The following is a 19,063-nucleotide window of genomic DNA, read 5'->3' on the forward strand; positions in this document are numbered from 1 at the left end:
GTCATTCCGCTGCCTCGACAAGCGGCAGCGCCATGTCGTGCGGTGGTGCTATCGTTGTTTCCGGACGCCAGGGCACAACGCCGCCGAGCGCCACGGCGACGTCCAGGCCGGAGCGCAGCCCGTCCTCATGGAAGCCGTAGCCGGTCCAGGCGCCCGCATACCAGATGCCGCCGCGTCCCTGGATACGGTTGAGGCGCAGTTGGGCGTCGAAGGCTGCGGCGTCGTATTGCGGATGGTCGAAGCTCCATTCGCCGAAGACCGAACCGGGCGCGGGGTCGCGCGGCGGGTTGAGCGTGACGAAGAGCGGTTTTGCGGGATCGATGTTCTGCAGCCGGTTCATCCAGTAGGTTACACAGATGTCGCTGTCCTCGCCGTCCCTCGCGTCACGCAGATAGTTCCAGGCGGCCCAGGCGGCCTTGCGTCGCGGCATGAAGGACGGATCTCGGTGGAGTACAACCCGGTTCGGCTTGTAGGGGATTGCCTGCAGGACCGACCGCTCGTCGTCCGCTGCGTCATGCCCGCGCATGGCGAGGCTCTGGTCGGTGTGCGAGGCGAGCACGACATCGTCGTAGATTTCGGTCGCGCCGGTTTCATCGGTCACCGCGACACCGCCGGCGACGCGTTGAACGGAGCGGACCGGAGTGCCGGTCAGCAGGCGGCCGTCGAAGCCGGCGAGCATCCGGTTCAGATAGGTGCGCGAACCGCCGGAGACGGTTTGCCACACCGGCGGAACGACCTCGAGCAGGCGGTGGTTCTCGAAGAAATTGACGAAGGAACGGGCCGGGAACTCCAGCATGCGCACGCGCGGCGTCGACCAGATCGCGGCGGCCATCGGGATCAGGTAGTCATCGCGAAACCGCGCGGAGAACCCCCGAAGCGCCAGATAGTCTCCGATCGTGACGCGGTCGAGCAGGCCGGCCTGCCGGTCGGCGAGGCACTGGCGGTTGAAGCGCAGGATCTCCTTCAGCATCCACCAGAAGGACGGCGAGAACAGGTTGCTCTTCTGTGCGAACAGGCTGAGCAGGTTCTGGCCGCACCATTCGCGCCCTCCGCGGTCGAGCGAAAGCGCGAAGCTCATGTTGGATTCTTCGCTTTTGACGCCGAGATGGCGGAAGAGGGCCGACAGGTTTGGGTAGTTGCGCTCGTTGAAGACGATGAAGCCGACATCGACGGCGACCGGCGTGCCATCGTAATCGACGTCGACCGTGCAGGTATGGCCGCCCGGCCGGTTGTCGGCTTCGTAGAGCGTCACGTCGTGGCGCATGGAAAGCGACCAAGCGGCCGAAATGCCGGAAATGCCGCTGCCGATGACGGCGATTTTTTTGTTTCGATGAACCCGCTGCGATGCGACGGGCGGGACGAAATTCACGGTCACGCGGCTTTCCCTTTCATTTGCTGGTATGCGGCCAAGGCGCGATCGCGCGCGCCCTGGTGTTCGACAACAGGACGAGGATAGGTCTCGCCGAGTTTCACCCCGGCGTTTTCGAGGACGGATACTGGCGCTGCCCACGGCTTGTGCAGGTATTTGTCCGGCAGGTTCGAGAGTTCGGGCACGAAATGGCGGACATAGGCGCCGCGGGGATCGAATTTCTCGCCCTGCAGGATCGGATTGAAGATGCGGAAATAGGGCGCAGCATCGGCGCCCGATCCGGCGATCCATTGCCAGCTCGCCGTGTTGGAGGCCGGATCGGCATCGACGAGCGTGTCGCGGAACCATGCCTCGCCATGACGCCAGTCGATCAGCAGGTGCTTGACGAGAAAGGAGCCGACGACCATACGCACGCGATTGTGCATCCAGCCGGTCTGCCAGAGCTCGCGCATGCCGGCGTCGACGATCGGATAGCCGGTCTTTCCACGCTGCCATGTTTCGAGGTTGGGGCCGGGCGCGCGCCACGGGAAATTGTCAAAACCGGCATTGTAGTTTTCGCAGGGCAGGCCGGGGAAATTGACCAGCAGGTGATACGAGAACTCGCGCCAGACAAGCTCCTTGCGGAAAGTCGTCAGGTCGCGCGCGGGCGCGGCCTCGCGGACGGCTTCCGTCGCGTGCCAGATCTGGAACGGGGTGATTTCGCCGAAGGCCAGATGCGGCGACAGTTTCGAGGTGTAAACGCCGCCGGGAAAATCGCGCTTCTCCGCGTAGCCGGACAGCGCTTCCTCATGGAAACGGCCGAGACGGGCGCGCGCGCCAGCTTCGCCGGGCGTCCATTCCGCCGCGATGCCGCCGGCCCAGTCCGGGCGTGCCGGCAACAGCGTCCAGTCGCCGAGCGCCTCGCTATCGATCGCACGGTCAAACGCAACGAGTCTTTCCGGCGCATCGGCAGGAGGGCGGGGATGGTGGGTCTCGGAGAAGGCGCGCCAGAACGGCGTGTAAACACGGTAGGGGCCGCCGGAGCCGGTCTTCATGCGCGTCGGTTCGTGCAGAAGCTGGCCGGAGAAGCTTTCGACCGTTGTGCCATTGACGCGCAAACCCGCCTTGATCGCCGCATCACGTCGCATCTGCGCCGGTGCATGGCGGCGGTTCCACAGGACCGCTTTCGCCCCGGTGTCCGCGATCAGCGTTTCAAGAATGTGCAGCGGGTCGCCGCGTTTCAGGACGAGGCGCGCGCCAAGACGGTCGAGGCTTTCGGCAAGCCGGCCGAGCGAATTGTGCAGCCACCAGCGCTGGGCGCCGCCGAGCGGGATCGTGCGCTTGTCGTCCTCGAGGACGAAGAGCGGGATGACCGGATTGCCGCTTTCGGCAGCCGCCAGCAATGCGAGGTTGTCGCGGGTCCTCAAATCGCTGCGGAACCAGACGATGACGGGGGCTTCGGGAAGGCGGGCAGGCGGGTGGTCTTGCATCGGTCCATTTCTAATTCGGTCGTGGAGGGTGTTACGCCGTTCGTGCCGCGTTGGATCAGCGGCAAGACCGAATTGGGTGACAAAACCGGAAGTTTCGCGCGCGGTGGCACGTCACGGTTTGAAAGACGCGTCACGATCCTTTGTTCAAATGTGATTTTACGCCGGCCACATTGATGCCGTAAGGCTTCCTTAACCACATTTGTGTACCGATTCCGGTAAGTTACCCGCGTCAATCGTACCGGCCGCTCGCGCCGAAATTTCGGGGATATTCAGATGGACTTCCGTTCCTCAGACATGACCGATGATCGCGACCTCGATTGCGAATCCTCAATTGAGGCCGATTTCGAAGCGCTTGCGGAACGAGCGGTGGCGGCGGGCTGGGGCGACGATGAAGTTGCGAACGCGCTGTTGAGCCTCGCGCAGGCCCGGATCGAGACGACGCGGGCCGATGCTTTCATCGGCAGGGACCCGCTGACGGGACGCCTCCCGCATTAGGTGCGGACTGCAAGAATATCTCGATAAACAAATCCGCAGTTTCCACGGGCGACAACTTGCCGTTCGCCTTTAAGTTGGTTTTAGGAATTGTCACTAGCCTGTGAGCGAAGAAGAATTTCTTCGGGCCGAAGTCGAAATGTTGTTCGGTCAAACGCTTCGCGCTCAGGTTGGATGATGATGGCCTTGTCTAAAACAATGATCGGCGAACGGCTGTCGACTGAAGTGGCCGAGTCAGATCTCGTTCAACAAGCACTCGAAGCAATTCGCAAACATCGCGGCATGGAAGCTGCCTATCTTTCCGAATTCGTGGACGGAAAAGCAGTGTTCCGCTGCGTCGACGCGCCGGGCATGACGCATGTCATCGACGTCGGCGATGCCCACCTGCTGGAAGAGACCTATTGCACCCATATTCTCGAAGGCCGGCTTCCCGATCTCATTCCGGATACATCGAAGAACCGGCATGCCCGGTCGATGGCGATCACCGAGACGCTGCAAATCGGCTCGCATATCGCCATCCCGGTCAAGCGCCGGAACGGGGAACCGTACGGGATGGTCTGCTGCCTGAGCCAATCGCCCCACGATTCGCTCAATCCGCGGGACCTTGAGACGATGCGCATGTTCGCGGAACTGGTTTCGCGCCAGGTCAATCGCGAGATCGAAGAGCGCAGCGAACAGGAACTGAAGGCGAACAGCGTCCGCAGCATCCTGAAGGGCAGCGAATTCTCGATCGCCTATCAGCCGATCGTGGATCTCAAGACCATGATGACGGCCGGGTTCGAGGCGCTGTGCCGTTTCGAACCGCTGCCCTACCGCCCGCCGGACGCATGGTTCAGGGATGCCATGGCGGCCGGGCTCGGCCGCGATCTGGAACTGGCCGTCCTGGGCAAGGCGCTCGAATTCATCGACAAGGCGCCGGCGGACCTGTTTCTGACGCTGAATGTGTCTCCGGAAACGGTGTCGAGCGGCCGGTTGGCGGACCTGCTCACCGGAACGCCGCTCGAAAGGCTGGTCCTGGAACTCACGGAACATACGCCTGTCGACGATTATAGCGCCTTGCGCGATACGCTGGCTCCGCTGATCGCCGGAGGCGTACGGATCGCGGTCGACGATGCAGGTGCAGGATATTCGAGTTTTCGCCACATCCTTCAACTGCGCCCCGACATCATCAAACTCGACATCAACCTGACGCGGCATGTCGACAACGATCCGGGTCGGCGCGCATTAACCACCGGTATTATGTCCTATGCGCATGAAACCGGTGCTATGGTTATCGCGGAAGGAATCGAGACCGTGCGGGAAAAAAGCACGCTCAAGGCGTTAGGCGTTGAAATGGGGCAGGGCTATCTGCTCGGATATCCGGGCGAATTGCCGGATGCGGAAAGCATGGCGGCGTGAAAGCCGGTCCGGTTTGCCGGGTGTGGTCGGTCGCATTCTAGGTATTTGCGAAACCGGTTTTACATGCCCGCAAGCCTAAGCTGTCGGCACATGATTCGAGACGGTGAGGGAGCTTTGCACGTGTTCGATCCTGCGGTTTCACGGATGCAAAATGTCTGGCTCGTCGTCACGGGCGTTTTCGCCAGCCTGTTGCTTTCGATCTTCGTCAACGCCCTCCTGTTATATGTTCCTGCGCTCACGTCGTTCGGGCGCAGCATAGTCAGCGCCGTCATCCTGCCGGTCTGCATTTCGCTTCCGTTGCTGACGGCATATGCGGGATTGCGTAAACGGCTCTCGGATCGTCAACGGGAGCTGGACCGCGCTGCGTCACATGACCGGCTGACCGATTTCTATGCGCCCGGCGCCTTTTCGCAAGTCGTCGACCGGCGCGCGGCTATCTTGCCGTCGGACAATCCGTCGGGCGCATTCCTTATCGTACATGCCGACGGCCTGCATATCATCAACAAGCGCCATGGCCTGGAAGCGGGAGACGATGCGCTGACGCTGATCGCCGTGGCGATCAGGTCGTCGGTGCGCGCGACCGATATTGTCGGCCGGATCGGCGCCACGATGTTCGGGCTGTTTCTTCCCGGAGCCGGCGAGGCCGAGGCCACCGAGGTAGCGGAACGCATATCGGCGAATGTGCGCGACGTCTATTTCGGTCCGGCAGGATCGGCCGATGCAATCTCGGTGCGCGTCGCCGGCGTCGTGTTTGCAGACCAGCTCGGCTTTACCGACATGTTCAGGCAGGCCGAGGAGCGGCTTTTCCCCGACGAGGAGGTCGGCCTCCCGGCGATGAACATTGCTCGCATCGCCCTGCGCGTGGACGGCCCGATGCGCCACTAGGCGCGGCGGGCTTCGGAGCCTGCCGGCAATCCGCCGCCACGGGCCGCTCCGTCCAATTGACACGTATATCGAAACCTGTTGCGAATGCCCGTGTGCATATCGGTAGGAAAGGGAGGCAGATATGACGGTCAGAGACGAATTACTCGCCCGCCTCTATGAAGATCTGGGTGATATCAACGAGTGGCTGAAGGCATATGAGGAAGGCCTTGCGACCGGGCGGAAGCATCAGGGAGTCTGGAAAGACACAACCGCGATGGACAAGGAAAGTTATGAGCGCCTGAAGAAAAACATCCACGACTCGATCCAGCACATCGAGGAGCAGAAAAAGGGCGGCTGAAACGCGGAGCCTTTTCATCATCTGCGCGGGCCGTCGCTATCACATCGTTGCACGGGCCGCGCAAATCAGTGCCGAACTGGCCGGGATCGCCTCGTCGTAAAAGCCCGAAACCAAAAAAGGGTCAGCATATTTTGCTGACCCTTTTCAGAAACTGGCTCCCCGGGACGGATTCGAACCATCGACCAACCGGTTAACAGCCGGTTGCTCTACCGCTGAGCTACCGGGGAATAGCCGCTCAGGCTGAGCGGAGCCTATATCAAAGGTCGCTCCGATTTGCCAAGGCGCGAATGAAACTTTTTTGACCTATTTTAGCGGGGCGGGCAATCGCGCTTCGAAAGCGTTTTAGCGGCGGCTGGCAATGAGCCGCCCGCGCGCCTATCTGCAAGCTGATCACCAGGGCAAGTCATGGCCGACAACACGCAGGGCAAGGACGGCGCACCCCGCTATCCGACAAAGAACACCATCAAGGTGCTGAACCGCACCATGCCGGTGCCCGCTTCGCGTGCCGGGCGCATCGCGCTCGGATCGGCGTTGGTCGCCGGTGGGGCCGTCGGTTTTCTTCCTGTCGTCGGGTTCTGGATGCTGCCGCTTGGACTTCTCATTCTGGCGAATGACGTCCCGCGCGTGCGGCGCTGGCGGCGAAAGCTGATCGTGCGCTGGAACCGGCGCGGCGACAAGCGCGACAGGCAAACGGGGAAGAATGCCTGAAATCGGTGCTGCTGCTGGCGCGGCTTTACGCCGAGCCGTGCAATCCGTTTCCCGATTTGACCGTTCAAAGCCCGAAATATGTTACCTTGCGGCACCCCTGAAATTTGACATAAACAAGAAAAAACCGCTTGCGAAGCGATGGTGCTTGCCGGTTTTAAAACCCTCTGTTAACAGGACGCGCCATACACAACGACCCAGGAACGGCCTCGTGGCGGAGTGGTTACGCAGAGGACTGCAAATCCTTGCACCCCGGTTCGATTCCGGGCGAGGCCTCCATCATTCCATGGTACGTTGTCGCGGCATGAGAGCATAAACAACGGAAGCGGGATCCGAGCCATGGGGCATAATTTCGACGAACTGCGCCGCGCAATGGTCGACAGCCAGGTCCGCACAACCGACGTTACCAACCTTCGCATCCTCGATGCATTGCTTTCCGTGCCGCGTGAGGCTTTCGTCGCTGATCGGCTCAAGCCGTTTGCCTATATCGACGATGACATCGAGATCACCGCCGCCGCTGCCGGCGCACATCGTTACATGATGGAACCGTCGCCGTTCGCGCGGCTCGCGCAGCTCGCCGACGTCAAGCCGTCCGACCTTGTTCTCGATATCGGTTGCGGCACCGGATATTCGTCCGCAGTCCTGTCGAAACTCGGCAGCGCGGTGATCGCGCTCGAAGCCGACGAGGATCTCGCGGCGCGGGCCACTGACATCCTGGTTGACAACGGATTCGACAATGTCGCCGTCGTCACCGGCGCCTTCGAGAAAGGTTATGCCAGCGAAGGCCCCTACGATGTCATTTTCGTCGGTGGCGCGGTGGATGAGGTGCCGGGCGCATTGTTCGATCAACTGAAGGACGGCGGGCGCCTTGTCGCTGTCGAAGGGTATGGGCCGAGCGGTTTTGCCACGCTCTATGTCAACGACGGAGACTTCGTTTCCGGACGCAAGGCGTTCAACCTGAGCGTCAAGCCTTTGCCGGGATTCCAGCGCGAACCGGAATTCTCGCTCTAAATTGCCGAAAATGGTTGCCATACGGCAACACACGGCAATAACTTCCCATGCGGGTATTGCTCGTTAACGATGCGGCAAATAAAAACCTGCAAGTCAATAGTCTTGAGTCGTTGTTCAGGGGCCACGGATGCGCAAATCCATTATCGCAGCGGCGCTGGTCGCCACTGTCGCTTTCATGCCGCAGGTTGCGTCCGCCGAAAACATCTTCGGTGCGCTTGCCAAAGCGTATGAAAACAATTCCGAGCTGAACTCGTCGCGGGCCGGTGTCCGCATCCAGGACGAAGGCGTCGCGCTCGCCAAATCGGGTTACCGTCCTCGGGTTACCGGAACTGCGGGAATCACCAATTCATGGAGTGATCCCACGGGGCGAAGCGTAACTGGCGCCAGTTTCGGAATTTCGATCAGCCAGTCGCTTTTCGACGGCTTCCAGACGCGCAACGGTGTTCGCGCCGCCCGAGCCGGCGTGCTGGCGGAACGCGAAAATCTCCGCAATACCGAGCAGAATATCCTGTACGATACGGCCCAGGCGTATATGGACGTTATCCAGAATCGCCAGATCGCAATTTTCAGGCAGCGCAACCTCGCCTTCCTCGATGAGCAGGTGCGCGCCGCGCAGGCGCGATTCGATGTCGGCGAGGGAACTCGCACCGACGTCGAGCAGGCTCGTGCGAGCCGCGCCGCCGCCCAGGCGCAGCTCGTGGCAGCCCGCGCGGCAGCGGCCTCCAGTGAGGCCGTCTACAGGCAGTTGACCGGCGCCGCGCCGGGCAAACTCGAAACGGCATCTGCACTATCCAAGGGTATGCCAAGATCGCTGGCCTCCGCGGAATCGATCGCTTTCAAGGAACACCCGGCGATCCGGCTCCGCAACCATCTGGTCGATTCCGGCCTGTTCAGCGTCAAGGCCGCCGAAGGCGCCTTCCTGCCGCAGGTCGGTCTGTCGGCTTCGGTATCGCGCGACTATACCAGTTATTCCAGTAGCTACGGCGGTTCGTTTACCGGGAACAGCGCCACGATCGGTGCGACAGTGACCGTGCCGATCTACCAGGGTGGCTCGGCGAGCGCGACCGTGCGCCAGAAGAAGGAACAGCTCGGTCAGGCGCGTATCAATACCGATGTTGCGCGCGATCAGGTTCGTGCCGCCGTCACATCCGCCTGGACCCAGTTGCAGGCTTCGCGCGCCGCGGTATCCGCGAATCGCGAAACGTTGCGCGCCTCGCGCCTCGCGCTCGATGGCGTGGTGCAGGAACGCGATGTCGGCCAGCGCACCACTCTCGATGTGCTTAACGCGCAGGCGGATGTCCTGTCGGCGCAGATCGCTCTTGCCCAGTCGGAACGCGATGTCGTCGTCTCCAGCTACGCGCTTCGTTCGGCTATTGGCGGCCTGACCGCCAAGAATCTCGGGCTTCGTGTCGCCATGCACGACCCCAAGGAGCACTACGAGGCCGTCAAGGACAAGTGGTTCGGACTGCGCACGCCGGACGGCCGTTAACCATAGCGACAGCTTAATGTTGTGGGCCGCTTCGTCGCGATGAAGCGGCGGGATTCTCATCGGCCGGATCATCAGCTAACGTTTTGCAATGATTCGCCGGATGACCCGGCTGTCCGATGGTGATGGTAGACCACATGGCACAAAGCAACGCTCTTCGCGAACAACCCTCCATGGACGAGATCCTGGCATCGATCCGCCGGATCATCGACGCCGGTGAAAGCCAGTCGAAACTGCCCGAGGCGAAGCCGGACAAGGCCGAAGTCCCGGAGATTTCCGTCACGGTGCCGCCGCCGGCGGCCAATGACGAGGGTGCCGAGCGGCCGCGCGTGCCGCAGGGTGCGTTGCCGCAGACACCGTTGACGAAGCGCGGGCAGGGTCCCGACACGGAGATCGCGAGCGCCGTCAATGCCTATCTGGAAAAGGAACACGTGAAAGCCGCAGCCGTCGAAGACGAGCCGACAGCCAAGGCCGATGTTACGCTGGAAGGGTTTCCCGAGCCGGATATCTCGGAGGTCGAGGCGGCACTGCGGGCCGAGTTCAATCCGGTCGACCGCGATGTGTTGAGCGCCGAGCGGCAGGCGAAATACGACGCCCGGTTCACCGAGGCCGACAATGGCGCGTTCCGGGAGGTCGGCAGCCTGCTGCGCGGCAAGGTCGGCGAGGCGCCGGCTGGACCGTCATCCCGCGAGGCGAATGCACTCGTGTCGGAAGCCGTATCGCAGAGCGTGTCGAACTCCTTCTCCAGCCTGTCGGACCTGCTGATGGAAAAACATGGCCGCGATCTCGACATGGTCGCCGAGGAAATGCTGCGCCCGATGCTGCAGGATTGGCTCGACAACAACCTGCCGTCGCTGGTCGAGCGTCTCGTACGCAGCGAGATCGAACGCATTGCCCGGGGCGAACCGCGCACCATGTGAGCCGGGCGCCGTCCGCCGCTTTGTTGACAGGCGCGCGTGCTTCGGATTTACACGCCGCTGAATCACCGACATTGCTCGCGGACATTTTTTCATGCTCGACAAGACCTTTGACGCGGCCAGCGTCGAACCGAGAATTGCCAAATTATGGGACGAGGCCGACGCGTTCGCCGCCGGGGCGGGCGCCAAGGAAGGCGCGGACCCCTACAGCATCGTCATCCCGCCGCCGAACGTCACCGGCTCGCTGCATATGGGCCATGCGCTCAACAACACGCTGCAGGACATCCTGGTCCGTTATCACCGGATGAAGGGGATGAACGTTCTGTGGCAGCCGGGCATGGACCACGCCGGCATCGCCACGCAGATGGTTGTCGAACGCCAGCTCGCCCAGAGCGGCGAGAACATGACCCGCCGGGAAATGGGGCGCGAGAAGTTCATCGAGCGCGTCTGGCAGTGGAAGAACGAATCCGGCGGCATGATCTTCAACCAGCTGAAGCGGCTGGGTGCGTCCTGCGACTGGTCGCGTGAGCGCTTCACGATGGATGAGGGGCTTTCGGCGGCCGTACTGGAAGTCTTCGTTCGGCTCTACAAGGAAGGGCTGATCTACAAGGACAAGCGGCTCGTCAACTGGGACCCGAAACTGCACACGGCGATCTCGGACCTCGAGGTGGAACAGCACGAGGTGGACGGCCATCTTTGGCATTTCCGCTATCCCCTGGCTGACGGTGCGACCTACGAGCATCCCTATAATCTGGATGACGAGGGCAATCGCATCGCCTGGAAGCCGTCCGACGGCGAGCCGGCTGGATACGAGGCGCGCGATTATCTCGTCGTCGCAACCACGCGGCCCGAAACCATGCTCGGCGATACCGGGGTCGCGGTCCACCCGGACGATCCGCGCTACACAAACCTCGTCGGCAAACATGTGATCCTGCCGCTTGTCGGGCGCAGGATCCCGATCGTCGCGGACGAATATCCGGACCCGGAAGCGGGAACCGGCGCGGTCAAGATGACGCCCGCGCACGACTTCAACGATTTCGAGGTCGGAAAGCGCCGGAACCTCCCGGCGATCAACGTGCTCGACGAGGAAGCCTGTGTCACCCTGAAGGGCAATGCCGACTTCCATTACGGCCTCGATCAGAGCGCCGAACTTGTCGCCGCGATGAATGCGCTAGACGGTCTCGACCGTTTTGCCGCGCGCGACAAGGTCGTCGCGATGATGCAGGAAAAGGGGCTCGTCGATCTCATCGAGCCGCACAAGCACCAGGTGCCGCATGGCGACCGCGGCGGCGTGCCGATCGAGCCCTATCTGACCGACCAGTGGTATGTCGACGCGGCAACGCTCGCCAAGCCGGCGATCGCCTCGGTCAGGGAAGGGCGTACGCAATTCGTGCCGAAGAGTTGGGAAAACACCTACTTCAACTGGATGGAGAACATCCAGCCGTGGTGCGTGTCGCGCCAGCTCTGGTGGGGACACCAGATTCCGGCTTGGTACGGGCCGGACGGCACGGTGTTCGTCGAAAAGAGCGAAGATGAAGCTGCTGCTGCCGCGCGCGCGCATTACGGCGAAGATGTCGCGCTGACGCGTGACGAGGATGTGCTGGATACGTGGTTCTCCTCGGCGCTGTGGCCGTTTTCGACGCTGGGATGGCCGGAGCAGACGCAAGCGCTGAAGACCTGGTATCCGACAAGCGCGCTGGTCACCGGATTCGACATCATCTTCTTCTGGGTCGCCCGGATGATGATGATGGGCCTGCATTTCATGAAGGACGAGGAAGGCACGCCCGTCGAACCCTTCGATACCGTCTATGTGCATGCGCTGGTGCGCGACAAGTACGGCGCCAAGATGTCGAAGTCGAAGGGCAACGTCATCGATCCGCTGGAACTGATCGACGAATACGGCGCCGACGCGCTGCGCTTCACGCTGTCGATCATGGCGGCACAGGGCCGCGACGTGAAGCTCGACCCCGCGCGCATTGCCGGCTACCGCAATTTCGGCACCAAGCTGTGGAACGCGACGCGGTTCGCGCAGATGAACGGTGTCGCACACAATCCCGATTTCAGGCCGGACAACGCCAAGTTGCAGATCAACCGCTGGATCCTGACGGAATTCACGCGGGCGGCGCGCGACGTTGCCGCGGGTATCGACCAGTATCGGTTCAACGATGCGGCGAGTGCCGCCTACCGCTTCGTGTGGAACAATTTCTGCGACTGGTATCTCGAATTGCTGAAGCCGGTCTTCAACGGCGAAGACGAGGCCGCCAAGGCGGAAGCGCAGGCCTGCGCGGCGCATGTGCTCGACGGTGTCTACAAGCTGCTGCATCCGTTCATGCCGTTCATGACGGAGGAATTGTGGTCGCTCACGGCCAAGGGCCGCGACACGCTTCTGTGCCATGCCGAGTGGCCGGCGCCGGGTTTCGAGGACGCGGATGCGGCGGACGAGGTCAACTGGCTGATCGAACTGGTGACCGGTATCCGCTCGGTGCGCGCCGAGATGAACGTGCCGGCGTCGGCGACCGCGCCGCTGGTGATGGTCGGCGCAAACGACGTGACATGCGCACGGCTTCTCAGCCATGACCCGGCAATCAAGCAGCTCGCCCGTGTCGAGGACATCGTCATCGAATCCGAAGTTCCGCCGGCTTCGGCCCAGATCGTGATCGGCGAGGCAACGGCCTGCCTGCCGCTCGGTGGCCTGATCGACGTCACTGCCGAACGCGCCCGATTGCAAAAGGCGATCCAGAAGGCCGAGGCGGATATCTCCAAGCTCGAGGGGAAACTCGGCAACGAGAGATTCGTCGCGAACGCCAAACCGGAAGTGGTTGCGGCGGAGCGGGAGAAGCTGGCCGAAGCGCTTCCGGCCCGCGATTCCCTGAAGGCCGCATTGGCGCGTATCGAGCAAATCGGCTGATCTCGCGGATCCCGGGCGGTGGCGCATATCCACCGCCCGACAACAATTTCTTCTAATGTGTCGGATTTGCAACAACGCCGTTTTTCGGCGCGAAATTGCATTGTATCCGCCGAAATCGGGTGAATTTCGCCGGTTTTTTTGCCGTTCCATTCCGTTGACGTAAAGGTAAGTCGGTCGAGAATCGCAAAACTTACGTCGGGGCGACAAGGCCAATTAACGGAATGTGGCGTTCCTGCGGCCATAATGCGCTTGAAAAGACGGCGGCCTTCTTATCAAAAAGGAGAAAAGCATTGGTGGAGGATGGGATGCTTCGGGGATCTAAAACACTTCTTATCGGCATGGCTTTCGCTTCGGCCTTTTCGGGCAGCGCATGGGCGGGCGGCTTCAGCCGTGGCACGGCGGACACGGACATCCTGTTCGAGGACGGCAATTTCGTCATGCGGGCGGGCGCGCTCTATGTCGCGCCGCAGCGGGGATATGACTCCGTCACAATCGGGGGCGTCTCCACTGCCAGCACCGACGGGAACTACCTGGACAGCTATATGGTCCCGGGCGTTGCGCTGAAGTTGAACCTGACGGACGATGTTCGCTGTGCGGGCACCTACACACAGCCCTTCGGTGCGAATGCGACCTACGGTCCCCAAGCAATCACGGCTGGCATCACCGCAGATGCACTTGACGGCGCCGGGGTAAATTCCTCCGGAACCGCTTACACGAAATTTTCGACCGACGAATTCGGATTGACCTGCGGTTACAAATTCAATGCCGGCAAGGGTAATTTCTGGCTGATGGGCGGCGGCTTTTTGGAGTCGATCTCCTATAACGAGGGCAACCGGATCGGCAATGCGACCCTGGGGCCGATCGGTGCGCTTTCGCTGCACGAAGGAATGGTTCCCGGCTTCCGCCTCGGCGCGGCTTATGAAATCCCCGAGATCGCGCTGCGGGTTCAGGCCATGTACCGGTCCCAGGTCGAACACAACCTGACCGGGTCGTTCTCGGTCACCGGTTTCGGCGTTTTGAATGCGGCCTCGATCGGTTCGGCTACGATGCCGCAGAGCTTCGAGGTCAAGGCGCAAACCGGTATCGCGCCGACGTGGCTGGCATTCGGCTCGCTGAAGTGGACGGACTGGAGCGTCCTGCAGACGCTGAATTACACGACCACCGGTGCTAGACAGAAAGACTTCTTCTACAAGGACGGCTGGACGGTGACGGGCGGTATCGGTCACAGCTTCACGGACCATCTGTCCGGCCTGGTCAGCCTGACCTGGGATTCCGGTGTCTCGACGACGGAAGACGTCAACAAAGACACGTTCACGTTCGCGACCGGCGTATCGCTCAAGGGTGACAATGGCGGCGAATTCCGCGTCGGCGGCGCGGTCAGTTATTTGCAGGGCGGCTCCGTCGCTCAAGCCGCCACCTGCCTAGACGGCAACGCGACAATTTGCGGAAGCGGCGTGGGCGCAGCCTATGCGAACACGGTCGGCAATGACTGGTCGTTTGCTCTTGGCGCGTCGTTCAATCTCAACTTCTGAGCGATACGAACTCTGATAATGACCCCGCCGTTTTCGGCGGGGTTTTTGTTTGCCTTTCGTCCGGCATGACGGGTCTATTGCCGTCGAAACAAACCCGCTGAAAACGCCCGTTCTTGTGACGATTTGGCAACACCTTCCGCCTAAGATTTCATTTAGAACGCCTTGCGGGCCGTGTGCCCATATGCCGCCATAAACCCGGCGCATCGCATCAGTGCAGGGCGTCCGGACGACATGATCGGCGCTGGCGAGGGACAGGATTTGATGGACGCGATAGCCATTTCGGAAGCCAGTTTGCCGCGCCGTCACATGACGGGCAGGCCGGCGCGCGCGCCGCATCGTTCCTCCCTTCATTCCATGGAGCTTCTCGAGCAGGCGGTCGTGCCGCCCGCGGGCGGCATGGCCGCGGTAAACGGAGTGCCGCGCGAAACCGATCATACTTCTGGCGTGTTGTGGATTTACGCCCGAACTGTTGGCGATGTGCGGCACCGCGCCCCATCCCGGCGGGGCGAAAGAGAAACCGAATTGCGCCGATATACAGGAATGCGTTTGTCAAAATGACCACCATACGGTCCAACGAAAACAACCAGGTCCGCACCGGTACCGCGTTTGCAGCCGCGGTGTGCGGGTTTGCGCTCATGCTGGCGGCTGCCGGCGTCAATCCGTGTTTCGCGCAGTCGAAGGATGGCGACCAGAAGAGCCCGTGGATGCTGTTCCGGTTCGGATTTTCCGCCTACAAGGACGGCCGCAAGGACGAGGCGCTGAAAGCCTATCGCGACGCCGCCGAGCGCGGCCATGCGGGCGCACGCTGGAAGCTCGCGACCATGTATGCGTCCGGCGACGGCGTGCAGGAAGACGACTATGAGGCTTTCCGGCTCTATGAGGGCCTGGTCAACGAAGGCGCCGCGCCCGGCACCCGCGACGAGACTTTCGTTGCGCATGCACTAATGTCGCTGGCGAATTATCTGCGCCGCGGCATTCCCAATTCACCGATTTCGGCCGACCCGATGCGCGCGCGCCAGCTGTTCCTGCAGGCGGCGAGCCAGTTCGGCGACGCCGACGCACAATTCGAACTCGGGCGGATGTACCTGACCGGGGAGGGGGGGCCGGCCGATCCGGTGCAGGCGGCGCGCTGGTTCAATCTCGCGGCCCACAAGGGCCATGTCGGTTCGGAAGCGATGCTCGGCAAGATCCTGTTCGATTCCGGCAAGACAGTGCGCGGCCTGTCGATCCTGACCACCGCACTCGACAAGGCGAAGGATCCGGAGCGGCACTGGATTCGCGCGCTGCAGGAAGAAGCTTTCGCGGTGGCCTCGGAAGCCGACCGGCGCACCGCTATCGCGCTTGCCGCCCAGAACTAGGCACGTTCAGCCTCTTGCGGCGATCCAGTCGGACTGATGCGGCGCTTGCGCTGTCGGGCAATCGTTTTCCAGTATTTTCCATGAGGTGTTGTTGAGAACCCGGGCGCAGCGCGCGAGTTTCATGCCGGATGCCGTCTTGAGGCAGACGGTCTCGCCTTCCGGAATGTCGGTGCCGTTGCCGCGGCACGTGCAGTTGTCGCCGGCGAATGCCGCGCCTGCCGATGCTGCAAGGCCCGCCGTCAGGACAAGGGGTAAAATCGTTGCTGATAGCCGCATGATCCGCTCCTTTGCGGGCCCAAAATACCACGGGATGCGGCGACGGCAAAGGAGGGCCGCTTCAGGCGGCGTAATCGATGACGACGGGAACGTGGTCCGACGGCTTTTCCCAGGCGCGGACATGCTTGTCGATTTCGGCGGAACGCAACCGGTTGGCGGCCTCTGGCGACAGCAGGAGATGATCGATGCGGATACCGTTGTTCTTCTGCCAGGCGCCGGCCTGATAGTCCCAGAACGTGTAGACACCCGGCGCGTCGGTGACCGCGCGGACGGCCTCGGTCAGCCCGAGATTTACCAGTTTGCGGAATGCGGTGCGGCTTTCCGGGCGGAACAGCGCGTCGCCCTCCCACACTTTCGGATCGTGGCAGTCTTCCGGCATCGGGATGACGTTGTAGTCGCCGGCAAGGATGAACGGCTCCTCGAGCGCGAGCCTCTCCTCGGTCCATGCGTGCAGCCGGTCCATCCATGACAGCTTGTAGGGGAATTTCTCGCTGTCGACCGGATTGCCGTTCGGCAGATAGAGCGAAACGACGCGCAACACGCCGCCCGGCGTCGAAAACACGCCTTCGATGAACCGCGCCTGGACGTCATCATCGCCGCCGGGAAGGCCGCGATTGACTTCGTCGAAGGGCAATTTCGACACGAGGGCGACGCCGTTGAAACCCTTCTGGCCGTGGGTCTCGACATGGTATCCCAGCGCCTCGATATCCTCGCGCGGAAAGTTCTCGTCGACGGATTTGATCTCCTGCAGACAGGCGATGTCAGGAGCGGCTTGTTCCAGCCAACTCTTCACAGTGTCGAGCCGGGCCTTGATGCCGTTGATGTTCCAAGTCGCGATTTTCATTGATTTTCCTGCCGATAACCGGGCGCGGGCGCCGATGACTGCTTGTCAGACTGTCACGATCGGGTAGCCTTTTTCAATGGGAGAGGGAAATCTCTCAGGAGAAGGGGACTGAAATGGCAGACACAGCAATCGGCACAGCGGAACAGCTGCGCGATCCCAACTACACGCCGCCGCTGGCGCATGCGGTGCCGCTCGGCATCCAGCATGTGCTCGCTATGTTCGTTTCGAACGTGACGCCGGCGATCATCGTGGCGGGCGCAGCCGGTTTCGGCTTCGGATCGAACTCACCCGATTTCCCGAGCATGATCTACATGATCCAGATGTCGATGCTGTTCGCCGGCATCGCCACGCTTTTCCAGACAATCGGTTTCGGCCCGGTTGGCGCGCGGCTTCCGATCGTGCAGGGCACGAGCTTCGCCTTCCTGCCGGTGATGATCCCGGCGGTCGCGGGACAGGGCGTGGCCGGGATGGCCGGCCTGATGACCGGTGTCGCTATCGGCGGCTGCTTCCATTTCCTGCTCGGGACGGTGATCGGGCGTATCCGCTTCGCGTTGCCGCCGCTGGTGACGGGGCTGATCGTGCTGATGATCGGCCTGGCGTTGATCCGGGTCGGCATCCAGTATGCGGCCGGCGGCGTTCCGCTGATCGGCAAGCCGGAATACGGCTCGCTGGCGATGTGGTTTCCGGCGATCGTCGTCATCCTGGTCACGCTCGGTGTCAAGTTCTTCGCGCGCGGCCTCATGTCTGTCGCGGCGGTGCTGATCGGCCTGATTGCGGGCTATGTCGTCGCCTACTTCATGGGGCAAGTCAGCTTCGGCAATGTCGGCAATGCAGCGGTTTTCGCGCTGCCGATGCCGTTCAAGTGGGGCGTCGAATTCGATGCGGCGATCATCATCGGCATGTGCCTGATGGCGGTCGTGTCGGCGATCGAGACGGTGGGAGACACGTCCGGCATCACCAAGGGCGGTGCGGGCCGCGAGGCGACCGACAAGGAAATCGCCGGAGCGACCTTTGCGGACGGCCTTGGCACTGCGGTTGCCGGCGTGTTCGGCGGACTGCCGAATACGTCGTTCAGCCAGAATGTCGGCCTGATCTCGATGACCGGCGTGATGAGCCGGCATGTCGTGACCTATGGCGCGATCTTCCTGATCATATGCGGCCTGGTCCCGAAATTCGGCGCTGTGGTGTCGACGGTTCCGATCAACGTGCTCGGCGGCGGCGTCATCGTGATGTTCGGGATGGTCGCCGCGGCCGGCGTCAACATGCTGTCCGACGTCACGTGGAACCGCCGCAACATGGTGATCTTCGCCCTGGCGCTTTCCGTTGGCCTCGGCTTGCAGCTCGAACCCGGCGCCTTGCAGCATCTCGGCAAGACCGCGCAGATCCTGCTGACGTCCGGGCTTCTTCCGGCGGCAATCATCGCGGTCGTGCTCAATCTGGTGATCCCGGTCGAGGCGGGCGACGACGAGAATGCGGGCGATGATGAAGTCGCTTACGCCGAAGCGGGCGGTCTGGCGAACCAGAGCGCCGAAGCGAAAGCGAAGTAGAAGGGACAAGGGACCGCTTCGCGGCAGCTTTCCCTCAGCCATGCGAAAGGCCCGGAGCGATCCGGGCCTTTTCGTTGAAGCAACCGCGATCAGATGGAAAAACTGGTCCCGCAGCCGCAGGAGGCGACCGCGTTGGGATTGCGGATCTGGAACGATTGACCGATCAGGTCGTCGACGAAATCGATCTCCGATCCGGCGAGATAAACCATGGACAGGGAATCGATCAGCACGGTCGCGCCGTTCTTTTCAATGACGATGTCATCGTCGGCGGGGCCGGGGACAAGGTCGAACTTGTAGGAAAAGCCGGAGCAGCCGCCGCCCTCCACCGAAATGCGGAAGGCGCGGTTATCGGCTTCTCCGGCCAGGATTTTCGATACGCGCGCGGCGCAGGCGTCGGTCACGGTGACGTCCTTGTCGGCCATTTTTCCCGGATGCGCGGTCATGATCTCGTTCCCATCGCCGGTTTCGGTTCACACGGTGTTCAACTCGTACCATCATAGGTATGAAGCAGCGCCGTCCGCGTCAATAC

At 62.1% G+C, this 19,063-nt stretch carries 18 protein-coding genes and 2 tRNA genes; 14 read left to right on the forward strand and 6 right to left on the reverse strand.

The genetic code is table 11. The features are described from left to right. Position 1 precedes the first annotated feature (1 nt). Positions 2-1,375 carry an NAD(P)/FAD-dependent oxidoreductase gene (locus tag IG169_RS17950; protein ID WP_343225673.1) on the reverse strand — a complete coding sequence of 458 codons (1,374 nt, stop codon included), beginning with the start codon at positions 1,373-1,375 and terminating at the stop codon, positions 2-4. Then, positions 1,372-2,838, reverse strand: coding sequence for a cryptochrome/photolyase family protein (locus IG169_RS17955; RefSeq protein ID WP_193177622.1), 1,467 nt, complete (start codon positions 2,836-2,838; stop codon positions 1,372-1,374). The genes IG169_RS17950 and IG169_RS17955 overlap by 4 nt, the downstream gene beginning before the upstream one ends. 273 nt (positions 2,839-3,111) lie before the next feature. On the opposite strand from IG169_RS17955, the gene IG169_RS17960 reads away from it, so the two are divergent. From IG169_RS17960 to IG169_RS17975, 4 genes are all read left to right on the forward strand, one after another. After that, positions 3,112-3,333, forward strand: a complete 222-nt coding sequence (locus IG169_RS17960; RefSeq protein ID WP_193177623.1) for a hypothetical protein — start codon at positions 3,112-3,114, stop codon at positions 3,331-3,333. 195 nt (positions 3,334-3,528) lie between these two features. Then, a complete protein-coding gene (locus IG169_RS17965; protein WP_193177729.1) occupies positions 3,529-4,728 on the forward strand; it encodes a sensor domain-containing phosphodiesterase in 1,200 nt (399 codons plus the stop codon). Between the two features lie 144 nt (positions 4,729-4,872). Then, entirely contained in the window at positions 4,873-5,613 is a 741-nt protein-coding gene (locus IG169_RS17970) for a GGDEF domain-containing protein (RefSeq protein WP_193177624.1), read from the forward strand. Between the two features lie 121 nt (positions 5,614-5,734). After that, the gene (locus tag IG169_RS17975) at positions 5,735-5,950 is read left to right on the forward strand and encodes a hypothetical protein (protein ID WP_193177625.1); all 216 of its coding nucleotides are present in this window, start codon (positions 5,735-5,737) and stop codon (positions 5,948-5,950) included. Positions 5,951-6,102: 152 nt separating this feature from the next. Here the strand turns inward: IG169_RS17975 and IG169_RS17980 are convergent. After that, positions 6,103-6,177, reverse strand: a tRNA-Asn gene (locus IG169_RS17980). Positions 6,178-6,355: 178 nt separating this feature from the next. Between IG169_RS17980 and IG169_RS17985 the strand changes: the two genes are divergently transcribed. The 9 genes from IG169_RS17985 to IG169_RS18025 all read left to right on the forward strand — a co-directional run bounded on the left by IG169_RS17985 (position 6,356) and on the right by IG169_RS18025 (position 15,867). After that, a complete protein-coding gene (locus IG169_RS17985) occupies positions 6,356-6,658 on the forward strand; it encodes a hypothetical protein (RefSeq protein ID WP_428982264.1) in 303 nt (100 codons plus the stop codon). Between the two features lie 202 nt (positions 6,659-6,860). Further along, a tRNA-Cys gene (locus IG169_RS17990) sits at positions 6,861-6,934 on the forward strand. Positions 6,935-6,994: 60 nt separating this feature from the next. Further along, positions 6,995-7,666, forward strand: a complete 672-nt coding sequence (locus IG169_RS17995; RefSeq protein WP_193177626.1) for a protein-L-isoaspartate O-methyltransferase family protein — start codon at positions 6,995-6,997, stop codon at positions 7,664-7,666. A gap of 127 nt (positions 7,667-7,793) precedes the next feature. Further along, positions 7,794-9,155, forward strand: coding sequence for a TolC family outer membrane protein (locus tag IG169_RS18000; RefSeq protein WP_193177627.1), 1,362 nt, complete (start codon positions 7,794-7,796; stop codon positions 9,153-9,155). 134 nt (positions 9,156-9,289) lie between these two features. Next, a complete protein-coding gene (locus tag IG169_RS18005; RefSeq protein WP_193177628.1) occupies positions 9,290-10,072 on the forward strand; it encodes a DUF2497 domain-containing protein in 783 nt (260 codons plus the stop codon). 91 nt (positions 10,073-10,163) lie between these two features. Then, positions 10,164-12,977, forward strand: a complete 2,814-nt coding sequence (locus IG169_RS18010) for a valine--tRNA ligase (protein WP_193177629.1) — start codon at positions 10,164-10,166, stop codon at positions 12,975-12,977. Positions 12,978-13,282: 305 nt separating this feature from the next. Then, the gene (locus tag IG169_RS18015; protein WP_193177630.1) at positions 13,283-14,509 is read left to right on the forward strand and encodes an outer membrane protein transport protein; all 1,227 of its coding nucleotides are present in this window, start codon (positions 13,283-13,285) and stop codon (positions 14,507-14,509) included. A gap of 231 nt (positions 14,510-14,740) precedes the next feature. After that, on the forward strand, positions 14,741-15,067 hold the full coding sequence (locus tag IG169_RS18020; protein ID WP_193177631.1) for a hypothetical protein: 327 nt from the start codon (positions 14,741-14,743) through the stop codon (positions 15,065-15,067). 77 nt (positions 15,068-15,144) lie between these two features. Further along, positions 15,145-15,867 (forward strand): tetratricopeptide repeat protein, encoded by a 723-nt coding sequence (locus tag IG169_RS18025; RefSeq protein ID WP_193177732.1) that lies wholly within the window; start codon positions 15,145-15,147, stop codon positions 15,865-15,867. A 6-nt stretch (positions 15,868-15,873) separates the two neighbouring features. On the opposite strand, the gene IG169_RS18030 is transcribed toward IG169_RS18025, so the two are convergent. Together IG169_RS18030 and xth are read right to left on the reverse strand one after the other, a co-directional pair. Then, positions 15,874-16,143 (reverse strand): hypothetical protein, encoded by a 270-nt coding sequence (locus IG169_RS18030; protein ID WP_193177632.1) that lies wholly within the window; start codon positions 16,141-16,143, stop codon positions 15,874-15,876. 61 nt (positions 16,144-16,204) lie between these two features. Next, positions 16,205-16,987 (reverse strand): exodeoxyribonuclease III, encoded by a 783-nt coding sequence (gene xth, locus IG169_RS18035; RefSeq protein WP_193177633.1) that lies wholly within the window; start codon positions 16,985-16,987, stop codon positions 16,205-16,207. Positions 16,988-17,100: 113 nt separating this feature from the next. Between xth and IG169_RS18040 the strand changes: the two genes are divergently transcribed. Continuing rightward, positions 17,101-18,534 carry a uracil-xanthine permease family protein gene (locus tag IG169_RS18040; protein ID WP_193177634.1) on the forward strand — a complete coding sequence of 478 codons (1,434 nt, stop codon included), beginning with the start codon at positions 17,101-17,103 and terminating at the stop codon, positions 18,532-18,534. An 89-nt stretch (positions 18,535-18,623) separates the two neighbouring features. On the opposite strand, the gene erpA is transcribed toward IG169_RS18040, so the two are convergent. Further along, positions 18,624-18,956, reverse strand: coding sequence for an iron-sulfur cluster insertion protein ErpA (gene erpA, locus IG169_RS18045; RefSeq protein WP_193177734.1), 333 nt, complete (start codon positions 18,954-18,956; stop codon positions 18,624-18,626). Positions 18,957-19,063: the final 107 nt, after the last annotated feature.

The organism is Oricola nitratireducens (assembly GCF_014904745.1).
GTDB lineage: Bacteria > Pseudomonadota > Alphaproteobacteria > Rhizobiales > Rhizobiaceae > Oricola > Oricola nitratireducens.

Excerpts from the sequence above, each read along its gene's own strand:
- IG169_RS18000 (WP_193177627.1), top strand. The coding sequence starts at position 7,794 with ATGCGCAAATCCATTATCGCAGCGGCGCTGGTCGCCACTGTCGCTTTC.
- IG169_RS18025 (WP_193177732.1), top strand. The coding sequence starts at position 15,145 with ATGCTGGCGGCTGCCGGCGTCAATCCGTGTTTCGCGCAGTCGAAGGAT.
- IG169_RS17970 (WP_193177624.1), top strand. The coding sequence starts at position 4,873 with ATGCAAAATGTCTGGCTCGTCGTCACGGGCGTTTTCGCCAGCCTGTTG.
- xth (WP_193177633.1), bottom strand. The coding sequence starts at position 16,987 with ATGAAAATCGCGACTTGGAACATCAACGGCATCAAGGCCCGGCTCGAC.
- IG169_RS17975 (WP_193177625.1), top strand. The coding sequence starts at position 5,735 with ATGACGGTCAGAGACGAATTACTCGCCCGCCTCTATGAAGATCTGGGT.
- IG169_RS17960 (WP_193177623.1), top strand. The coding sequence starts at position 3,112 with ATGGACTTCCGTTCCTCAGACATGACCGATGATCGCGACCTCGATTGC.
- IG169_RS17985 (WP_428982264.1), top strand. The coding sequence starts at position 6,356 with ATGGCCGACAACACGCAGGGCAAGGACGGCGCACCCCGCTATCCGACA.
- IG169_RS18015 (WP_193177630.1), top strand. The coding sequence starts at position 13,283 with ATGCTTCGGGGATCTAAAACACTTCTTATCGGCATGGCTTTCGCTTCG.
- IG169_RS17995 (WP_193177626.1), top strand. The coding sequence starts at position 6,995 with ATGGGGCATAATTTCGACGAACTGCGCCGCGCAATGGTCGACAGCCAG.
- IG169_RS17965 (WP_193177729.1), top strand. The coding sequence starts at position 3,529 with ATGATCGGCGAACGGCTGTCGACTGAAGTGGCCGAGTCAGATCTCGTT.
- IG169_RS18005 (WP_193177628.1), top strand. The coding sequence starts at position 9,290 with ATGGCACAAAGCAACGCTCTTCGCGAACAACCCTCCATGGACGAGATC.
- IG169_RS18010 (WP_193177629.1), top strand. The coding sequence starts at position 10,164 with ATGCTCGACAAGACCTTTGACGCGGCCAGCGTCGAACCGAGAATTGCC.
- erpA (WP_193177734.1), bottom strand. The coding sequence starts at position 18,956 with ATGGCCGACAAGGACGTCACCGTGACCGACGCCTGCGCCGCGCGCGTA.
- IG169_RS18020 (WP_193177631.1), top strand. The coding sequence starts at position 14,741 with ATGATCGGCGCTGGCGAGGGACAGGATTTGATGGACGCGATAGCCATT.
- IG169_RS18030 (WP_193177632.1), bottom strand. The coding sequence starts at position 16,143 with ATGCGGCTATCAGCAACGATTTTACCCCTTGTCCTGACGGCGGGCCTT.
- IG169_RS18040 (WP_193177634.1), top strand. The coding sequence starts at position 17,101 with ATGGCAGACACAGCAATCGGCACAGCGGAACAGCTGCGCGATCCCAAC.
- IG169_RS17955 (WP_193177622.1), bottom strand. The coding sequence starts at position 2,838 with ATGCAAGACCACCCGCCTGCCCGCCTTCCCGAAGCCCCCGTCATCGTC.